At 65.4% G+C, this 15,758-nt stretch carries 19 protein-coding genes; 2 read left to right on the forward strand and 17 right to left on the reverse strand.

All coding sequences use genetic code 11. From position 1 onward, the window contains the following. Window positions 1–7: 7 nt before the first annotated feature. The 9 genes from Q6A47_RS11800 to ubiE all read right to left on the reverse strand — a co-directional run bounded on the left by Q6A47_RS11800 (window position 8) and on the right by ubiE (window position 6,033). Window positions 8–715 (reverse strand): 16S rRNA (uracil(1498)-N(3))-methyltransferase, encoded by a 708-nt coding sequence (locus Q6A47_RS11800; protein ID WP_029614273.1) that lies wholly within the window; start codon window positions 713–715, stop codon window positions 8–10. Next, entirely contained in the window at window positions 712–1,503 is a 792-nt protein-coding gene (tatC, locus tag Q6A47_RS11805) for a twin-arginine translocase subunit TatC (protein ID WP_295486600.1), read from the reverse strand. The genes Q6A47_RS11800 and tatC overlap by 4 nt, the downstream gene beginning before the upstream one ends. After that, window positions 1,500–1,874 carry a Sec-independent protein translocase protein TatB gene (gene tatB / locus Q6A47_RS11810; RefSeq protein WP_304484407.1) on the reverse strand — a complete coding sequence of 125 codons (375 nt, stop codon included), beginning with the start codon at window positions 1,872–1,874 and terminating at the stop codon, window positions 1,500–1,502. Before tatB ends, tatC begins: the two co-directional genes overlap by 4 nt. Before the next feature lie 3 nt (window positions 1,875–1,877). After that, the gene (locus tag Q6A47_RS11815; protein ID WP_029614272.1) at window positions 1,878–2,171 is read right to left on the reverse strand and encodes a twin-arginine translocase TatA/TatE family subunit; all 294 of its coding nucleotides are present in this window, start codon (window positions 2,169–2,171) and stop codon (window positions 1,878–1,880) included. A 57-nt stretch (window positions 2,172–2,228) separates the two neighbouring features. Next, window positions 2,229–2,564 (reverse strand): phosphoribosyl-ATP diphosphatase, encoded by a 336-nt coding sequence (locus tag Q6A47_RS11820; protein ID WP_029614271.1) that lies wholly within the window; start codon window positions 2,562–2,564, stop codon window positions 2,229–2,231. A 2-nt stretch (window positions 2,565–2,566) separates the two neighbouring features. Further along, window positions 2,567–2,959, reverse strand: a complete 393-nt coding sequence (gene hisI / locus Q6A47_RS11825; protein WP_304484408.1) for a phosphoribosyl-AMP cyclohydrolase — start codon at window positions 2,957–2,959, stop codon at window positions 2,567–2,569. 73 nt (window positions 2,960–3,032) lie between these two features. Next, entirely contained in the window at window positions 3,033–4,643 is a 1,611-nt protein-coding gene (gene ubiB / locus Q6A47_RS11830) for a ubiquinone biosynthesis regulatory protein kinase UbiB (protein ID WP_295486611.1), read from the reverse strand. Further along, complete coding sequence (locus tag Q6A47_RS11835; protein ID WP_304484409.1) at window positions 4,640–5,263, reverse strand: ubiquinone biosynthesis accessory factor UbiJ; 624 nt, start codon at window positions 5,261–5,263, stop codon at window positions 4,640–4,642. Before Q6A47_RS11835 ends, ubiB begins: the two co-directional genes overlap by 4 nt. Further along, a complete protein-coding gene (gene ubiE / locus Q6A47_RS11840) occupies window positions 5,263–6,033 on the reverse strand; it encodes a bifunctional demethylmenaquinone methyltransferase/2-methoxy-6-polyprenyl-1,4-benzoquinol methylase UbiE (protein WP_304484410.1) in 771 nt (256 codons plus the stop codon). The genes Q6A47_RS11835 and ubiE overlap by 1 nt, the downstream gene beginning before the upstream one ends. A 124-nt stretch (window positions 6,034–6,157) precedes the next feature. Here ubiE and Q6A47_RS11845 point away from each other — a divergent pair, with 124 nt between their 5' ends. Together Q6A47_RS11845 and Q6A47_RS11850 are read left to right on the forward strand one after the other, a co-directional pair. Further along, the gene (locus Q6A47_RS11845; RefSeq protein ID WP_039582732.1) at window positions 6,158–6,433 is read left to right on the forward strand and encodes a polyhydroxyalkanoic acid system family protein; all 276 of its coding nucleotides are present in this window, start codon (window positions 6,158–6,160) and stop codon (window positions 6,431–6,433) included. Between the two features lie 209 nt (window positions 6,434–6,642). Further along, a complete protein-coding gene (locus tag Q6A47_RS11850; RefSeq protein ID WP_304484411.1) occupies window positions 6,643–7,332 on the forward strand; it encodes a phasin family protein in 690 nt (229 codons plus the stop codon). Window positions 7,333–7,381: 49 nt separating this feature from the next. Here the strand turns inward: Q6A47_RS11850 and Q6A47_RS11855 are convergent, their stop codons facing one another. From Q6A47_RS11855 to Q6A47_RS11890, 8 genes are all read right to left on the reverse strand, one after another. Next, window positions 7,382–7,996, reverse strand: a complete 615-nt coding sequence (locus Q6A47_RS11855; RefSeq protein WP_029614268.1) for a TetR/AcrR family transcriptional regulator — start codon at window positions 7,994–7,996, stop codon at window positions 7,382–7,384. Between the two features lie 6 nt (window positions 7,997–8,002). After that, window positions 8,003–8,866 (reverse strand): poly(3-hydroxyalkanoate) depolymerase, encoded by an 864-nt coding sequence (gene phaZ / locus Q6A47_RS11860; protein ID WP_029614267.1) that lies wholly within the window; start codon window positions 8,864–8,866, stop codon window positions 8,003–8,005. 61 nt (window positions 8,867–8,927) lie between these two features. After that, a complete protein-coding gene (gene phaC / locus Q6A47_RS11865) occupies window positions 8,928–10,607 on the reverse strand; it encodes a class II poly(R)-hydroxyalkanoic acid synthase (protein ID WP_039582735.1) in 1,680 nt (559 codons plus the stop codon). 233 nt (window positions 10,608–10,840) lie between these two features. Then, complete coding sequence (locus Q6A47_RS11870) at window positions 10,841–11,218, reverse strand: gamma-butyrobetaine hydroxylase family protein (protein WP_295486628.1); 378 nt, start codon at window positions 11,216–11,218, stop codon at window positions 10,841–10,843. 141 nt (window positions 11,219–11,359) lie between these two features. Next, window positions 11,360–12,703, reverse strand: a complete 1,344-nt coding sequence (hslU, locus tag Q6A47_RS11875) for an ATP-dependent protease ATPase subunit HslU (RefSeq protein WP_039582738.1) — start codon at window positions 12,701–12,703, stop codon at window positions 11,360–11,362. Between the two features lie 76 nt (window positions 12,704–12,779). Continuing rightward, a complete protein-coding gene (hslV, locus tag Q6A47_RS11880; RefSeq protein ID WP_039582739.1) occupies window positions 12,780–13,310 on the reverse strand; it encodes an ATP-dependent protease subunit HslV in 531 nt (176 codons plus the stop codon). Between the two features lie 163 nt (window positions 13,311–13,473). Further along, window positions 13,474–14,745, reverse strand: coding sequence for a dihydroorotase (locus Q6A47_RS11885; protein WP_304484412.1), 1,272 nt, complete (start codon window positions 14,743–14,745; stop codon window positions 13,474–13,476). Beyond that, window positions 14,742–15,746, reverse strand: a complete 1,005-nt coding sequence (locus Q6A47_RS11890; protein ID WP_029614263.1) for an aspartate carbamoyltransferase catalytic subunit — start codon at window positions 15,744–15,746, stop codon at window positions 14,742–14,744. The genes Q6A47_RS11885 and Q6A47_RS11890 overlap by 4 nt, the downstream gene beginning before the upstream one ends. Window positions 15,747–15,758: the final 12 nt, after the last annotated feature.

Here is a 15,758-nt window from a genome sequence, read left to right on the forward strand (position 1 = left end):
CGATCGGTCAGAAAATTCGCGATAGTAGCGCGGTAACGGCGGTTTCCACGCGCAGGATGCGCTCGCCGAGTTGCACCGGTGCCAGTCCGGCTTCGGCCAACAGGTCCACTTCATAGGGAATCCAGCCGCCCTCGGGGCCGATGGCCAGCGTCACCGGCCTGTCCACCGCCCGCGGGCAGGCTGGGTACGGTCCCGGATGCCCCACCAAGCCCAGGGTGTCGGCGGCGATGGCTGGCAGGCGGTCTTCGACGAAGGGCTTGAAGCGCTTTTCGATGATCACCTCCGGCAGCACCGTGTCGCGGGCCTGTTCCAGACCCAGGATCAGGTTCTCGCGGATGCTATCGGGGTGCAGGAAGGGAGTCTGCCAGAAGCTTTTCTCGACCTTGTAGCTGTTGACCAGGATCAGCCGAGGCACGCCGAGGGTGGCGATGGTCTGGAACAGACGCCGCAGCATTTTCGGCCGGGGCACCGCCAGCACCAGGGTCAACGGCAGTTTGGCCGGTGGCGGCTGATCGAAGCTGACGCGCAACTCGGCCTGGTGAGCGGCCAGGCTGAGCACTTCGGCCTGGCCCATGAGGCCGCCGATGCGACCGACGCGCAGGCGGTCACCCACCGCGACGCGGTGGATGTCCTGCATGTGGGTGAAGCGCCGGTCGGCCAGCACCACACGGTCGGCCGCGACGAAGTCGGCCTCCTCGAGCAGCAGCAGGTTCACGGTTGGGTCGCAGGCGGCTGGTCGTCGGAATCGTTCGCCGCCTCGTCCGCCTCTTGGCCGCGCTTGCGGATCAGGCCGCCGCACAGCACGCCGATCTCGAACAGCAGCCACATGGGCACGGCCAGCAAGGTCTGGGAGAAGATGTCCGGCGGGGTGAGGATCATGCCGACCACGAAGCAGCCGATGATCACATAGGGGCGGATTTTCTTCAGGTACTTCACGTCGACCACGCCGATCCACACCAGCAGCACCACCGCCACCGGGATTTCGAAGGCCACGCCGAAGGCGAAGAACAGGGTCATAACGAAATCGAGGTAGCTGGCAATGTCGGTCATCATCGACACGCCTTCGGGGGTGGCGCTGGCGAAGAAGCCGAAGATCAGCGGGAACACCAGGAAGTAAGCGAAGGCCATGCCGGCGTAGAACAGGATGATGCTGGAGATCAGCAGCGGGATGGCGATGCGCTTTTCATGGCGATACAGCCCAGGCGCGATGAAACCCCAGATTTGCTGGAGGATGAACGGAATGGCCAGGAACAGCGAGACGATCATGGTCAGCTTGAACGGCGTGAGGAACGGCGAGGCCACGTCGGTGGCGATCATCGTCGCGTTGGCCGGCAAATGTTCGCGCAGCGGCGCCGAGACCAGGGTGTAGATCTGCTGGGCGAAGGAGAACAGCCCGGCGAAGATCAGGAAGATGACCGCGACGCAGCGCAGCAGGCGCGTGCGCAGTTCGGTCAGGTGCGAAACCAGCGGCATCGGCTGGTCGTGGTCCGGGATCTGGCTCATGGGGCTTTGGGGGGCTGCGGCGGCTCAGGGTGGGTGGGCACCGCTGGCGCGGCGGGGGCATCGGTCGGGACGACCGGTGGGATGCCGGTCGGCGGCGTGTCCACGGTGGGCGCCGCCGGTGCCTTGTACGGGTCGAGAATGCGCTTGGCTTCTTCTTCCATGCGCAGGATGTGCTCGTTGTGCAACTGACGGCGGATGTCGTCGGCACCGATCTCGCGCTCGACCTCCATCTTGATGCTGTTGAAGCTGCGCTTGAGCCGCCCGATCCACAGGCCTGCGGTGCGCGCGGCACCCGGCAGGCGCTCGGGGCCGAGCACCAGCAGGGCGACCAGGCCGACGAGCAACAGCTCGCTGAAGCTGATACCGAACATGGGTCAGTCTTTGCGCTGCGGCTCTTGGACCGGCTGAGCCTGGCCCTCGAGGGTGTGTGGCGTGGTCAGCGGCGCGGTGCTGTGCGGCTGCTGGGTGGGCTGGACGGTCGGTTGCACGGGCTGAACGGGTGGAGGTGTCGGCTCGGCCGGCTTGTGCTCCTCCTCGTTCATGGCCTTGCGAAAGCCCTTGATCGATTCGCCCAGGTCGCTGCCAAAGTTCTTCAGCTTCTTGGTGCCGAACACCAGCACCACCACGACCAGCAGGACGATCCAGTGTTTCCAGTCAAAAATACCCATGTTCGTACTCCTGAAAATGTGTGTCGGCCAAGCGACGCTGCGGGGGGGCGGTGAACGTCAGGCCGACGGTTGGCGCGCGGCTTTCTCGTCGTGCCCGGACAGCCCGAAGCGGCGGTCCAGTTCGTCCAGCACCGCTTGCGGATGCTGGCCCAGTGCGCTGAGCATCACCAGGCTATGGAACCACAGGTCTGCGGTCTCGTAGATGACATCGCTGCAATCGTTGCTCACGGCAGCGTCCTTGGCAGCGATGATGGTCTCGATCGATTCCTCGCCGAGCTTCTCCAGAATCTTGTTCAAGCCCTTGTGGTACAGGCTGGCCACGTAGGAGCTGTCGGGTGCCGCCTGCTTGCGCTGTTCCAGCACCTCGGCGAGGCGGTCAAGGGTGTCGCTCATGTTCAGTGCCCTGCGTGGTAGATGGCGTCCGGGTCTTTGAGCACCGGATCGACGGATTTCCATTGGCCGTCTTCGAAGACGCGATAGAAGCAGCTTTCGCGGCCGGTATGGCAGGCGATATGGCCCAGTTGCTCGACCATCAGGATGACCACGTCGGCATCGCAGTCCAGGCGCAGCTCATGCAGCGTCTGCACATGGCCGGACTCTTCGCCCTTGCGCCACAGCTTGCCACGCGAGCGCGACCAGTAGATGGCGCGATGCTCGGCGACGGTGAGGGCGAGCGATTCACGGTTCATCCAGGCCATCATCAGTACGCGCCCGGTCTTGTGGTCCTGGGCGATCGCCGGTACCAGGCCATCGCTGTTCCACTTGATCTCGTCCAGCCAGTCTTTCATCGTCGACTCCAACTCAGGCCCGCTCCCGTACCGGGCCGATTGCCGCTAGTGTGCCAGCCAGCCGCGCGGCTGGCTATCGGCGCACGATCAGGTACAGCCCAGCGGCGAGCATCAGCCAGGCCGGCCAGGCGGCGGGTGCGCTGAGGCTGGCAGCGCCAGCGGCGAGGGTCGCGCCGCCGGTCAGCAGACCGGCACCGAGCAGGCGCAGTGCCCAGCGGTCAGCGGGCGCTTGGCGCTCGGGCAGATGCGCATTGTGCAGGTGCGGCTGCGACAGGCGTTCGAGCACATCGCGGGTCATGTCGGCCAGGTGCGGCAGTTGCTCGGCCTGGCTGTAGAGGTTGCCCAGCACCGCCTTGGGGCTCATGCGCTCGCGCATCCAGCGTTCCAGGTACGGTTTGGCAGTGCTCCACAGGTCCAGCTCCGGGTACAACTGGCGGCCCAGGCCTTCGATGTTGAGCAGGGTTTTTTGCAGCAACACCAGTTGCGGCTGCACTTCCATGTTGAAGCGCCGTGCGGTCTGGAACAGGCGCATCAGCACCTGGCCGAAGGAAATATCCTTTAACGGTTTTTCGAAGATCGGCTCGCATACGGTACGAATCGCCGCCTCGAACTCGTTGACCTTGGTCGTGGCTGGCACCCAGCCCGAGTCGATGTGCAACTGTGCCACGCGGCGGTAATCGCGCTTGAAGAAGGCGATCAGGTTACGCGCCAAGTAGTCCTGGTCCTCATCGGTGAGGCTGCCGACGATGCCGCAGTCGATGGCGATGTACTGCGGGCTCCAGGGCTTGACCGTGCTGACGAAGATGTTGCCCGGGTGCATGTCGGCGTGGAAGAAGCTGTCGCGGAACACCTGGGTGAAGAATACCTCGACACCGCGCTCGGCCAGCGCCTTCATGTCGGTGCGCTGGTCGGCGAGGGTGGCCATGTCGGTCACCGGCACGCCGTAGATGCGCTCCATCACCAGCACTTTCGGGCGGCAGAAGTCCCAGTAGACCTGCGGCACGTACATCAGCTCGGAGCCTTCGAAGTTGCGCCGCAGTTGGCTGGCGTTGGCCGCCTCGCGCAGCAGGTCGAGCTCGTCGTAGATGGTCTTCTCGTAATCGCCGACCACCTCCACCGGGTGCAGGCGGCGCGCGTCGGCCGAAAGCCGTTCGGCGCCCTTGGCGATCAGGAACAGCCACGCCAGGTCCTGGGCGATGATCGGCTTCAGGCCGGGGCGCACTACCTTGACCACCACTTCCTCACCACTCTTGAGGCGTGCGGCATGCACCTGGGCCACCGAGGCGGACGCCAGCGGCTCGACGTCGAAGCGGCTGAACACTTCACCGACCTTGGCCCCCAGTTGCGCTTCGATCAGCGCCACGGCCTGCTGCGGGTCGAACGGCGGCACGCGGTCCTGCAGCAGCATCAGCTCATCGGCGACGTCGGCCGGCAGCAGATCGCGGCGGGTGGACAGCAGTTGGCCGAACTTGATGAAGATCGGGCCGAGATCCTGCAAGGCCAGGCGCACCCGCGCACCACGGCTGAGCGCGCTGCGCTTGCGCGGCAGCCAGCGCCAGGGCAGCAGCAGGCGCAGGCTCAGCAGCCACCAGGGCAGGGGCAGGTCGAACAGCAGGTCATCGAGGCGGTAGCGGATCACGACGCGCTGGATGCGCAACAGACGGCGGACGGCGAGCAGCTTCATGCGTTATCGCTGGAATCAGGGGGGAGGGAAAGGCGGCGGATACGCGCCTCGAGACGTTCGATGTCGACTTTCAGCGCGTCGAGCTCGCTGAACGCGGCCTCGGCTTCGCGCTGGCCGACCAGGGTGCGCGATTCCTCGGCCAGGTACTCGGACAGGTTCTGGCCGAAGCGCGCCAAACCCTGGCGGGTCCACTGCGCGCGCTGGCGCACATGACCTGCGAGCAGCGCGGTGGGCACCGGGCCCAGCCAGCGCGCCAGCTCGTACTCCCAGTCCAGTTCCAGGTCCTGGAGCACACCGACCAGGTCCAGCAGCACGGCGCTGTCGCCATGCAGTTGCACCTGCGGGCTGTGCAGCACGGCAGTCTTGTCCTTGGCCAGCGCCAAGTGGGCGAGGCTGGCGGCGGGGGCGCGCAAGGTGCAGTGCACGTCGCCTTCCCAATGCGCGGCCAGCATCAGGCCTTGCTCGTCAGGCAGGATGAACAGTTGCAGGGCCGGCTGGCGACAGTCGATGGCGATCACCTTGCCTTCGAGCGCGCCCAGGCGCGGCAGCGCCGTGCTGTCCAGGCGCAGCACGCGGTTGAGCCCGTGCTCGACGCTGGCGAGCAGGCCGGCCATGAGCATCAGGGCTTGATCCCGCGGTGCACGGCGACGATGCCGCTGGTCATGTTGTGGTAGGTGACGCGGTCGAAGCCGGCGGCGACCATCATGCTCTTGAGGGTTTCCTGGTCGGGGTGCATGCGGATCGATTCGGCCAGGTAGCGGTAGCTTTCCGAGTCGTTGGTGATCAGCTTGCCGGCCAGCGGCATGAAGGCGAACGAATAGGCGTCGTAGGCCTTGGACATGAGCTTGTTGGTGGGCTTGGAGAACTCCAGCACCAGCAGGCGACCGCCCGGCTTGAGCACGCGCAGCATCGAGCGGATGGCGTCGTCCTTGTGGGTGACGTTGCGCAGGCCGAAGGCGATGGTCACGCAGTCGAAGTGGTTGTCGGGGAAGGGCAGCTTCTCGGCGTCGGCCTGGACGAACTCGATGTTGCCGGCCACGCCACGGTCGAGCAGGCGGTCGCGACCGACCTTGAGCATCGATTCGTTGATGTCGGCCAGCACCACCTGGCCGGTGGGGCCGACCAGGCGCGAGAACTTGGCGGCCAGGTCGCCCGTGCCGCCGGCGATGTCGAGCACGCGATTGCCGGGGCGTACGCCGGACAGCTCGATGGTGAAGCGCTTCCACAGGCGGTGCATGCCGCCGGAGAGCACGTCGTTCATCAGGTCGTATTTGGCGGCCACGGAGTGGAAGACCTCGGCGACCTTCTTGGCTTTCTGGCTTGCAGGCACGTCCTGATAGCCGAAATGAGTGGTGGGTTCGGCGGAGTCGCCTTTGCGCTGGTCGTTCATATCGCTTCACCGGGAAAAAGTACCGCCATTCTAGGGTGAACGGGCGGATTTGTCTTGGCGGGGTGTACCCTCTGGCGGGCGCGGGCATAATGCCGATTATGTCTTCATTGCCTGGATACCCCGCATGACTCAGATCAGCGTCGAACGCAAACATTCCCTCGGCCGCGAGGCCGCCCGCGCCAAGGCCGAGGCCCTGGTCGAGCGACTGTCGCGCGAGTACGACCTGAAAGCCACCTGGGACGGCGACCGCGTCGATGTGGCGCGCAGCGGCGCCAAGGGCAGTGTGCACATCGGCGAGGACAGCATCCGCGTCGATCTGAAGCTGGGCATGATGCTGTCGATGATGAGCGGGACCATCAAGGGCGAGATCGAGCGGGCGTTGGACAAGAGCCTGGTGTGAGCGCCTGGCCTGCCCGCCAAGCCGATGCGCTATAGGGTGAGCATTCTAATTTCTACTTCTACAGTGTGAGCAGACTTCGGCGCGCAAGCGTTCTGCGCCTTGAATCGCGTCGGCTTAGCGTCTACACCTGACGTTGATGCAGTGTCCATCACGCTCGAACAGCTCACCGGGTTGCTCGAGCCTGTCGCGCATACCATGAGGAGAGCAGGATGGCTGGCAAGAAAAACACCGAGAAAGCAGGCAGTTCGTGGATCGGCGGGGTCGAGAAGTACTCGCGCAAGATCTGGCTGGCGGGCCTGGGGATCTACTCGAAGATCGACCAGGACGGCGCCAAGCTGTTCGATTCGCTGGTCAAGGATGGCGAGAAGGCCGAGAAACAGGCCAAGAAAGAGGCTGGCGCGGCCAAGTCGGCTACGACCTCGCGCGTATCGGACGTCAAGGACCGTGCCTTGGGCAAGTGGGGCGAACTCGAAGAAGCCTTCGACAAGCGCCTCAACGGCGCGATCTCGCGTCTTGGCGTGCCGAGCCGCAATGAGATCAAGGCCCTGCACCAGCAGGTCGAGCACCTCACCCAGCAGATCGAGAAGCTGACGGGCACCTCGACCGCTTCGGCCTCCAAGGCGACGGTTAGCAAGAGCGCGGCCAAGCCGCTGACCAAGGCGGCGGCCAAACCTGCGGCGAAAACCCCAGCGGCCAAGCCGGCGAGCAAAGCGGCTGCGCAGAAACCGGCGGCCAGCAAAGCGGCTGCCAAGCCCGCCGCTAAACCCGCCGCCAAGCCAGCCGCTGCCAGGAAGCCTGCTGCGAAAAAGGCACCGGCCAAGTCGACAGCGACCCCAACCGCCGCGTCGGCCTCCAGCAGCGACACGTCCGCCGCGTCCAGCTCCTCGACCCAGGCCTGATCGTCCGCCCAGGCGACCGCGATGTCCGCGTGGTCGCCTGGCGCCGGGCTCATCTGGGCAGGTACTTCCCCGCCAAGCGCTGCACCGCGCTCCGTGCCGGCTCCGCCAGGTGCGGCGCCACCAGCATCATTGCCTGGTACACCACCACGGCTTCCTCGCCCAGGTGCCCCAGCACCCGTTGATAATCCAGCGAAAACAGCAACGTCAGGGTGATCTGCTCCACCAGCAGCCCCAGTGCCTGGGTGTCGCTGAGCACCAGCCCCTGGGCCTGGAGGCTGGCCAGCAGCGCCGCCAGCGTGCGCTTGAGTGCGTCGATCAGGCGGCGCATGCCGCGCGCCAGCTTGGGCAAGCGGCCCGCCAGGTTGGACAAGTCCTGGAACAGGAAGCGGTAGCGCGCCATGTGCTCGACGATCAGGTGCAGGAACAGGCCGTAGTCCTCGGCCTGCAGTCGCGCGTCCAGCGGCGGTTCGAGCAGCGGCATCAGCTCGTCTTCGAAGCGTTCCAGCAGGCCCAGCACCAACGGCTCCTTGCCGTGGAAGTGGTAGTACAGGTTGCCGGGGCTGATGCCCAGTTCGGTGGCGATCTGCAGGGTCGAGACGTTCGGCTCGCCGTGCTGGTTGAACAGGTCCAGGGCGCAGGCGAGGATGCGTTCGCGGGTCTTGATGGCCATCTAGCGCTTGCCGTTGCCCGGCGCTGCCGGCCGTGGGTGCATGACCGCGCGCTGGCGTTCCTGCTGGAGGAATTTCATGATGATCGGCGCCACCGCTTCGGCCCGGGTGATCAGGAACAGGTGGCCGTCATCGATGACGTGCAATTGGGCGTTGGGAATGCGCCAGGCCAGCAGGCGCATGTTGATCAACGGAATCAGGGGGTCGTCGTCACCGGCCAGCACCAGGGTGGGCTGATGGATCTTGTGCAGCCAGTGGATGCTGGTCCAGCCAAGCCCCGCGAACAGTTGCCAGTAGTAGCCGGTCTTGCCGCCGGAGCGCACCTTCGAGGCATGGTGCAACGCCAGGTCCGGGTCGCGGCGGAAGGCCCCGCCGTAGATCATCGGCGCGATGCGGATCACATGGGAAGGCTGCACGTAGCGCCGGGGGCTGGCCATCATCCACAGGACCTTGGGCTTGCCGGGCACCATGAAGGCGCCGGCGGCGGTGGCGGCCAGCACCAGCTTGCGGCAGCGTTCGGGATAGTCGTGGGCGAACTGCTGGGCCAGCGCGCCGCCCCAGGACACCCCGATGACATTGACCTGGCCGTAGTCCAGGTAGTCGAGCATGCGCGCGGTGAGCTTGGCCAGGCCGGGGAAGCGGTAGGGATGGCGTGGCGTCGAGGAGCCACCGACACCGGGCACGTCGAAGGCGATCACTTCCAGGTCCGGGTCCAGCGCCTCGATGAACGGGAACACCAGCTCCAGGTTGGCGCCGATGCCGTTGAAGATCAGCAACGGCGTGAGGTGCGGCTTGCCGGGGCGGACCGCGGTGCGGATCGACTGGTCGTCCAGCTCGACGGTCCTGAACACGTAGGGTTGCGACATGCGCCTGACTCTGAGGTGGATGAAACGCCGTGTCCTGCCAAGGGCGGGAGCGCGGCGGAGCTCAACGCTCGTGAACGTAGGTGCCGGGGGCGGCCTCCCCCGGGCTGTAGGCACGATTGCCCAGGCGTGTAGGCGCTTTCTTGAGATCGCCGGCGCGCTCGCCCAGCCATTTCTGCCAATGCAGCCACCAGGAATCGGCATGCTTGATGGCATTCTCCTGCCAGGCCAGCGGGTCGTCGGGACGGTCTTCGCCGGTCTGGAAGCGTGCCTTGGGGTTGCCCGGGGGATTGAGGATGCTCTGGATGTGGCCGCTGTTGGACAGCACGAACTCGATGTGGCCGCCGAACAGGTGCGCCGAGCGGTAGCACGACTGCCACGGGGTGATGTGGTCGGCGGTGCCGGCAACGGCGTAGATGTCGCACTGCACCTGCTTGAGGTCGATGGCGGTGCCACAGACCTCCAGGCCGCCGGGGCGGGTCAGCGGGTTGTTCTTGAACATCTCGATCAGGTCGCCATGGAAGGCGGCGGGCAGGCGCGTGGTGTCGTTGTTCCAGAACAGGATGTCGAACACCGGTGGCTCGTTGCCCAGCAGGTAATTGTTGACCCAATAGTTCCAGATCAGGTCGTTGGGGCGCATCCAGGCGAAGACCTTGGCCATGTCGCTGCCTTCGAGCACCCCGGCCTGGTAGGAATGGCGCTTGGCCGCCTCCAGCGTGGTTTCATCGACGAACAGCGCCACCTGGGTATCGACCGTGGTGTCGAGCACGCTCACCAGCAGCGTCAGCCCCTTCACCTTGGTTTCGCCCAGTGCCGCGTAGTGGCCCAGCAATGCGGTGCAGGTGATGCCGCCGGAGCAGGCGCCGAGCATGTTCAAGTCCTTGCTGCCGGTGATCGCCAGCACCGCGTCGACCGCTTCCTTGAGTGCTTCGATGTAGGTGGACAGCCCCCACTCGCGCTGGGCCTTGGTCGGGTTGCGCCAACTGATGATGAAGGTCTGCTGGTTGGAGCGTAGGCAGAAACGCGCCAGGCTCTTCTCCGGGCTGAGGTCGAACACGTAGAACTTGTTGATCTGCGGGGGCACCACTAAAAGCGGGCGGCTGTGCACCTGCTCGGTGATCGGCCGGTACTGGATCAGCTCCAGCACGTCGTTGCGAAACACCACCGCGCCCTCGCTGGTGGCGATGTTGCGCCCCACTTCGAAGGCCGCCATGTTCACCTGGCTGGGCATGCCGCCATTGTTGACCATGTCCTTGGCCAGGTTGGCCATACCGTCGAGCAGGCTCTTGCCGCCGGTCTCGAAGAAGCGCTTGACGGCCTGCGGGTTGGCCAAGGTGTTGGTGGGCGCCATGGCCTCGGTCATCAGGTTGATGACGAACTGGCCTCGGCTGATGTCCTGGGGCGACAGGTCGCTGTCGGCGATCCAGTCGTTGAGCTCCTTGCGCCAGGCCAGGTAGGTCTGCAGGTAGCGGCGGTACAGTGGGTTCTGGCTCCAGGTCGGGTCGCTGAAGCGGCGGTCGTCGCTGGCCGGTAGCAACTGCGAATTGCCCAGCACCACGTTCTTCAGTTCCAGTGCGAAATGGGCGACGTGCTTGGCGCTGTGCAGCGGTTGGCGCACGGCCTGGCGCAACACGGTGCGCGCCGAGCTGAGCAGGTCCTTGCGGCGGATGCCAATGACCGGATTGAGCCCCAGCGTGCTTTCCGAGGCCTGCTTCTGCAGTTCATCGTTGTTCTTGTTACTCATCTAGACGCTCCGTTGTCTCGAGACGAATACCGACTGCCTGTGGCGGGCTCGCAGGCGACCGCCCGGTACCCCCACTCGGGTGACCAGTGATGACGAGCAGGTGCTGAAACTTGCCAGACCCCTTGGTTACCCGAGTTTCATGTAATGCGCAAGACAGGCCAGTCATTGGCTGTCCATAGGGCATTCAAGCAGAGTTGGTTAGAAAGTGCGTTCCAACGATGTCGAGCCTTGACCTAGAGCATCAGCTTGACCGCAGACACGGCCGGATCACGCGATTTGCCGGCCTTGTGCAGTTCGTCGAGGTACTCGGCCCACAACTGCGTCTGGCGCAAGCACAGTTGTTCCAGGTACTCCCAAGTGAACAGCCCGCTGTCGTGGCCGTCATCGAAGGTGAGCTTGAGCGCGTACTGCCCGGCAGGCTCCAGGCCACTGAGCCCGACGTCGATCTTGCCGAACTGCAGGATGGGATTGCCGTGCCCCTGCACCTCGGCCGAAGGCGAGTGCACGCGCAGAAACTCGGCAGGCAGGTGATAGACCTCGCCAGGCGAGTACGTAAGCGAAAGGGTTTTCGAGGCTTTGTGCAGGTTGATGGCGGTAGGTAGGCGGGCCATGACACATCTCTTTTTTAAGCTACAAGCTGCAAGCTACAAGCTACAAGAGGTGAGATTCAAGCTATCGCGGATGTATCTGAAGAAAAGCGCTGCTGCAAGCGACACACATGAGCTTGTCGCTTGCAGCTTATCGCTTGAAGCTTAAAGGATGTAACGGGAGAGGTCTTCGTTCTGTGCCAGTTCGCCCAGGTGGCCGTTGACGTAGGTGGCGTCGATGTTGACCGGGGTTTCGTCGTGGCCGCTGGCCAGGTCGCCGGCGCTGAACGACAGCTCTTCGAGCAGGCGTTCGAGCAGCGTGTGCAGGCGGCGGGCGCCGATGTTTTCGGTCTTTTCGTTGACCTGGTAGGCGATCTCGGCCAGGCGCTTGATGCCGTCTTCGGCGAAGGCGATGTTCAGGCCTTCGGTCTTGAGCAACTCGCGGTATTGCTCGGTCAACGATGCATGCGGCTCGGTGAGGATGCGCTCGAAGTCCTGCGGGGTCAGGGCCTTGAGTTCGACGCGGATCGGCAGACGGCCCTGCAGCTCAGGCACCAGGTCGCTCGGCTTGCTCAGGTGGAAGGCGCCGGAGGCGATGAACAGGATGTGGTCGGTCTTGACCATGCCCAGCTTGGTGTTCACGGTGCAGCCCTCGATCAGCGGCAGCAGGTCGCGTTGCACGCCTTCGCGGGACACATCGGCGCCGCCGACGTTGCCGCGCTTGGCCACCTTGTCGATCTCGTCGATGAACACGATGCCATGCTGCTCCACCGCTTCCAGGGCCTTGGCCTTGAGCTCTTCCTCGTTGACCAGGCGGCTGGCTTCCTCGTCACGGACCATCTTCAGCGCTTCCTTGACCTTGAGCTTGCGGCTCTTGCGCTTGCCCTTGCCCATGTTGGCGAACAGGCTCTGCAACTGGTTGGTCATCTCTTCCATGCCGGGCGGCGCGGCGATTTCCACGCCCACCGCGTCGGCGACCTCGATGTCGATTTCCTTGTCGTCCAACTCGCCCTGGCGCAGGCGCTTGCGGAACAGTTGGCGGGTGTTGGAGTCGCTGCTCGACTGCTGGGCTTCCTCGCTGAAGCTGCTGACCCGAGCCTGCGGCAGCAGGGCGTCGAGGATGCGGTCTTCGGCGGCGTCTTCGGCGCGGTGGCGCACGCGGACGATTTCCTGCTCGCGCAGCATTTTCAGGGCCGCATCGGCCAGGTCGCGGATGATCGACTCGACGTCACGGCCGACATAGCCCACTTCGGTGAACTTGGTCGCTTCGACCTTGATGAACGGCGCATTGGCCAGCTTGGCCAGGCGCCGGGCGATTTCGGTCTTGCCCACGCCCGTGGGGCCGATCATGAGGATGTTCTTGGGCGTGACTTCGGCGCGCAGTTCCAGCGGCAGTTGCATGCGCCGCCAGCGGTTGCGCAGGGCGATGGCCACGGCGCGCTTGGCGTCGTCCTGGCCGATGATGTGGCGGTTGAGTTCGTGGACGATCTCGCGGGGGGTCATGGACATGATGAATTGGGGCCTCGGATGGAGTGGATCAGCGTGGGAAAAAGTCCCGCAGCGCGCGGGACACCAGAACAGCTGATCACTCGGCCAGGTCCTGCTCCTCGATGGTCAGGTTGTGGTTGGTGAACACGCAGATGTCGCCGGCGATGTTCAACGCGGTCTCGGCGATTTCGCGGGCCGAGAGGTCGGTTTTGTTCAGCAGGGCGCGTGCAGCGGCCTGGGCGTAGGCGCCGCCGGAACCCATGGCGATCAGGCCGTCTTCGGGTTCGACCACGTCGCCGTTGCCGGTGATGATCAGCGAGGCGTCCTTGTTGGCCACGGCCAGCATGGCCTCCAGGCGGCTCAAGGTGCGGTCGGTACGCCATTCCTTGGCCAGCTCGACGGCAGCGCGCACCAGATGGCCGGAATGCTTCTGCAGCTGCGACTCGAAGCGCTCGAACAGGGTGAAGGCGTCGGCGGTAGCGCCGGCAAAGCCTGCGATGACCTCGCCGTTGTACAGGCGCCGGACTTTCTTGGCGTTGCCTTTCATCACGGTGTTGCCCAGGGATACCTGGCCGTCGCCGCCCATGACGACTTTGCCGTTACGGCGGACTGAAACGATGGTGGTCAAGAGAGAGTCTCCACGCAGCGGGGCGAAAATGCCTGTTGCAGACTCATATGGGGGTGGGGGGAAGAATTTCAACCGGTGCGGATGAATGGTCGTACCTGGCCGGAGCAGGCGGGCGGGCCTGCTCACGGTTGAATCGCCGCGATTCAACTGCGACCGGGCGGGCTCAGGCCTCGTGGCACACCCGCCCGTCGACCAGGGTGTAGCGTACCGCGCCCGGCAGGCAGTGGCCGATGAACGGGCAGTTCTCGCCCCGCGAGAACCAGTGTTCGCCGGCGACCGTCGAGGCGTTGGGGTCGAACAGCACCAGGTCGGCGGCGGCACTCACCTTCAGCTCGCCGGCTGGCAGGCGCAGGGCCTGGGCCGGGCCGCTGGACAGGCGCGCCAGCAGGGTCGGCAGGTCGAGCAGGCCGTCTTCCACCAGGGTCATGGCCAGCGGCAGCAGCAGTTCGACGCTGCTGATGCCCGGTTCAGTAGCGCCGAACGGCGCCAGCTTGGCATCACGCTCATGGGGCTGGTGATGGCTGGAAATGGCCTGGATCACCCCGGACTTCACCGCTTCGCGCAGGCCATCGCGGTCGGCGGCGGTGCGCAGCGGTGGTTGCACGTGGTAGAGGCTGGAGAAGTCGCGCAGGGCGTCGTCGGTGAGGATCAACTGGTACAGCGCCACATCGGCGGTGACCGGCAGCCCCAACTGCTGGGCCTGGGCGATCAGGCGCGCGCCACGGGCGCTGGTGATCTGGGTGAAGTGCGCGCGTACGCCGCTCTGCTCGACCAGCAGCAGGTTACGCGCCAGGGCCACGGTCTCGGCGCTTTCGGGAATGCCTGGCAGGCCGAGGAAGCTCGCCATGGCGCCTTCGTGGGCCAGGCCGCCGGCCGACAGGTCGCGGTCCTGGGAATGGAACACCACGGTCAGGTCGAAGGTGGCGGCATACTCAAGGGCCCGGGCCAGGGTGCGGTTGTTGGGGATTTCCTTGAGGCCGTTGCCGAAGGCCACGCAGCCGGTGTCGCGCAAGGCCACCAGTTCGGCCAGTTGCTCGCCGTCCAGGCCTTTGGTGAGTGCGCCGATCGGGTAGACCTTGCTGTTGCCCGCGTCACGGGCGCGGTCGAGGATCAGTTCGGCCACTGCCGAGGTGTCGAGCACGGGTTTGGTCTGCGGTGGGCAGCACAGGCTGGTGACGCCGCCGGCCACCGCCGCGCGGGTTTCGCTGGCGATGTTGCCCTTGCGGCTGAAGCCTGGCTCGCGCAGGGCGACGTCGAGGTCGACCAGGCCGGGCGCGGCCACCAGGCCCTCGGCCTGGAGCGTGCGGCGGGGGCTGAAGCCGGCCGGGGCTGCGCCGATGGCGACGATCCGCCCGCCTTCGAGGTGCAGGTCGCTGACCTGGTCCAGGCCGCTGCTGGGATCGATGACCCGTGCGCCGATGATGCTGATGGTCACAGGGCGTTCTCCTGGTCGAGTTGACGTTGCGCGTTCTGGCCGCTCATGGCCATCGACAGCACGGCCATGCGTACGGCGATGCCGTAGGTGACCTGGTTGAGGATCACCGAATGCTTGCCGTCGGCCACCGCCGATTCGATTTCCACGCCGCGGTTGATCGGGCCTGGGTGCATCACGATGGCGTCCGGCTTGGCCTTGGCCAGGCGCGCGGTGGTCAGGCCGAACAGGCGGTAGAACTCGCCTTCGCTGGGCAGCAGGCCGCCGGCCATGCGTTCGCGTTGCAGGCGCAGCATGATCACCACGTCGACGTCCTTGAGCCCCTCGGCCAGGTCGGTGTAGACCTTCACCCCGTACTGCTCGATACCGATCGGGATCAGGGTCTTCGGCCCGATCACGCGGATGTCCGGGCAACCCAGGGCCTTGAGCGCGAGCATGTCGGAGCGGGCCACGCGCGAATGCAGGATGTCGCCGACGATGGCCACCGACAGGTTCTCGAAGCTGCCTTTGTGGCGACGGATGGTGAGCATGTCGAGCATGCCCTGGGTGGGGTGCGCATGGCGGCCGTCACCACCGTTGATCACGGCCACCTCCGGGCAGACGTGCTCGGCGATGAAGTGCGCGGCGCCGGAGTCCGAATGGCGCACGACGAACATGTCGGCGGCCATGGCTTCGAGGTTGCGCAGGGTGTCGAACAGGGTTTCGCCCTTGCTGGTGGACGAGGTGGACACGTTCAGGCTGATGACGTCGGCCGACAGGCGCTGGGCGGCCAGTTCGAAGGTGGTGCGGGTCCGTGTGGAGTTCTCGAAGAACACGTTGCACACGGTCTTGCCGCGCAGCAGCGGGACTTTCTTCACGGCGCGGGCGCCGACTTCGAGGAAGGAGTCGGCGGTGTCGAGGATTTCGGTGAGCAGTTCGCGGGGCAAACCGTCGAGCGAGAGGAAATGGCGTAGCTGGCCCTGGTCGTTGAGCTGCAGCGGGCGCTTGGCGTCGAATGGCGTCATCGCGGGGGACTC

It is taken from the genome of Pseudomonas boreofloridensis, assembly GCF_030580795.1.
GTDB classification, from domain to species: Bacteria; Pseudomonadota; Gammaproteobacteria; order Pseudomonadales; family Pseudomonadaceae; genus Aquipseudomonas; species Aquipseudomonas boreofloridensis.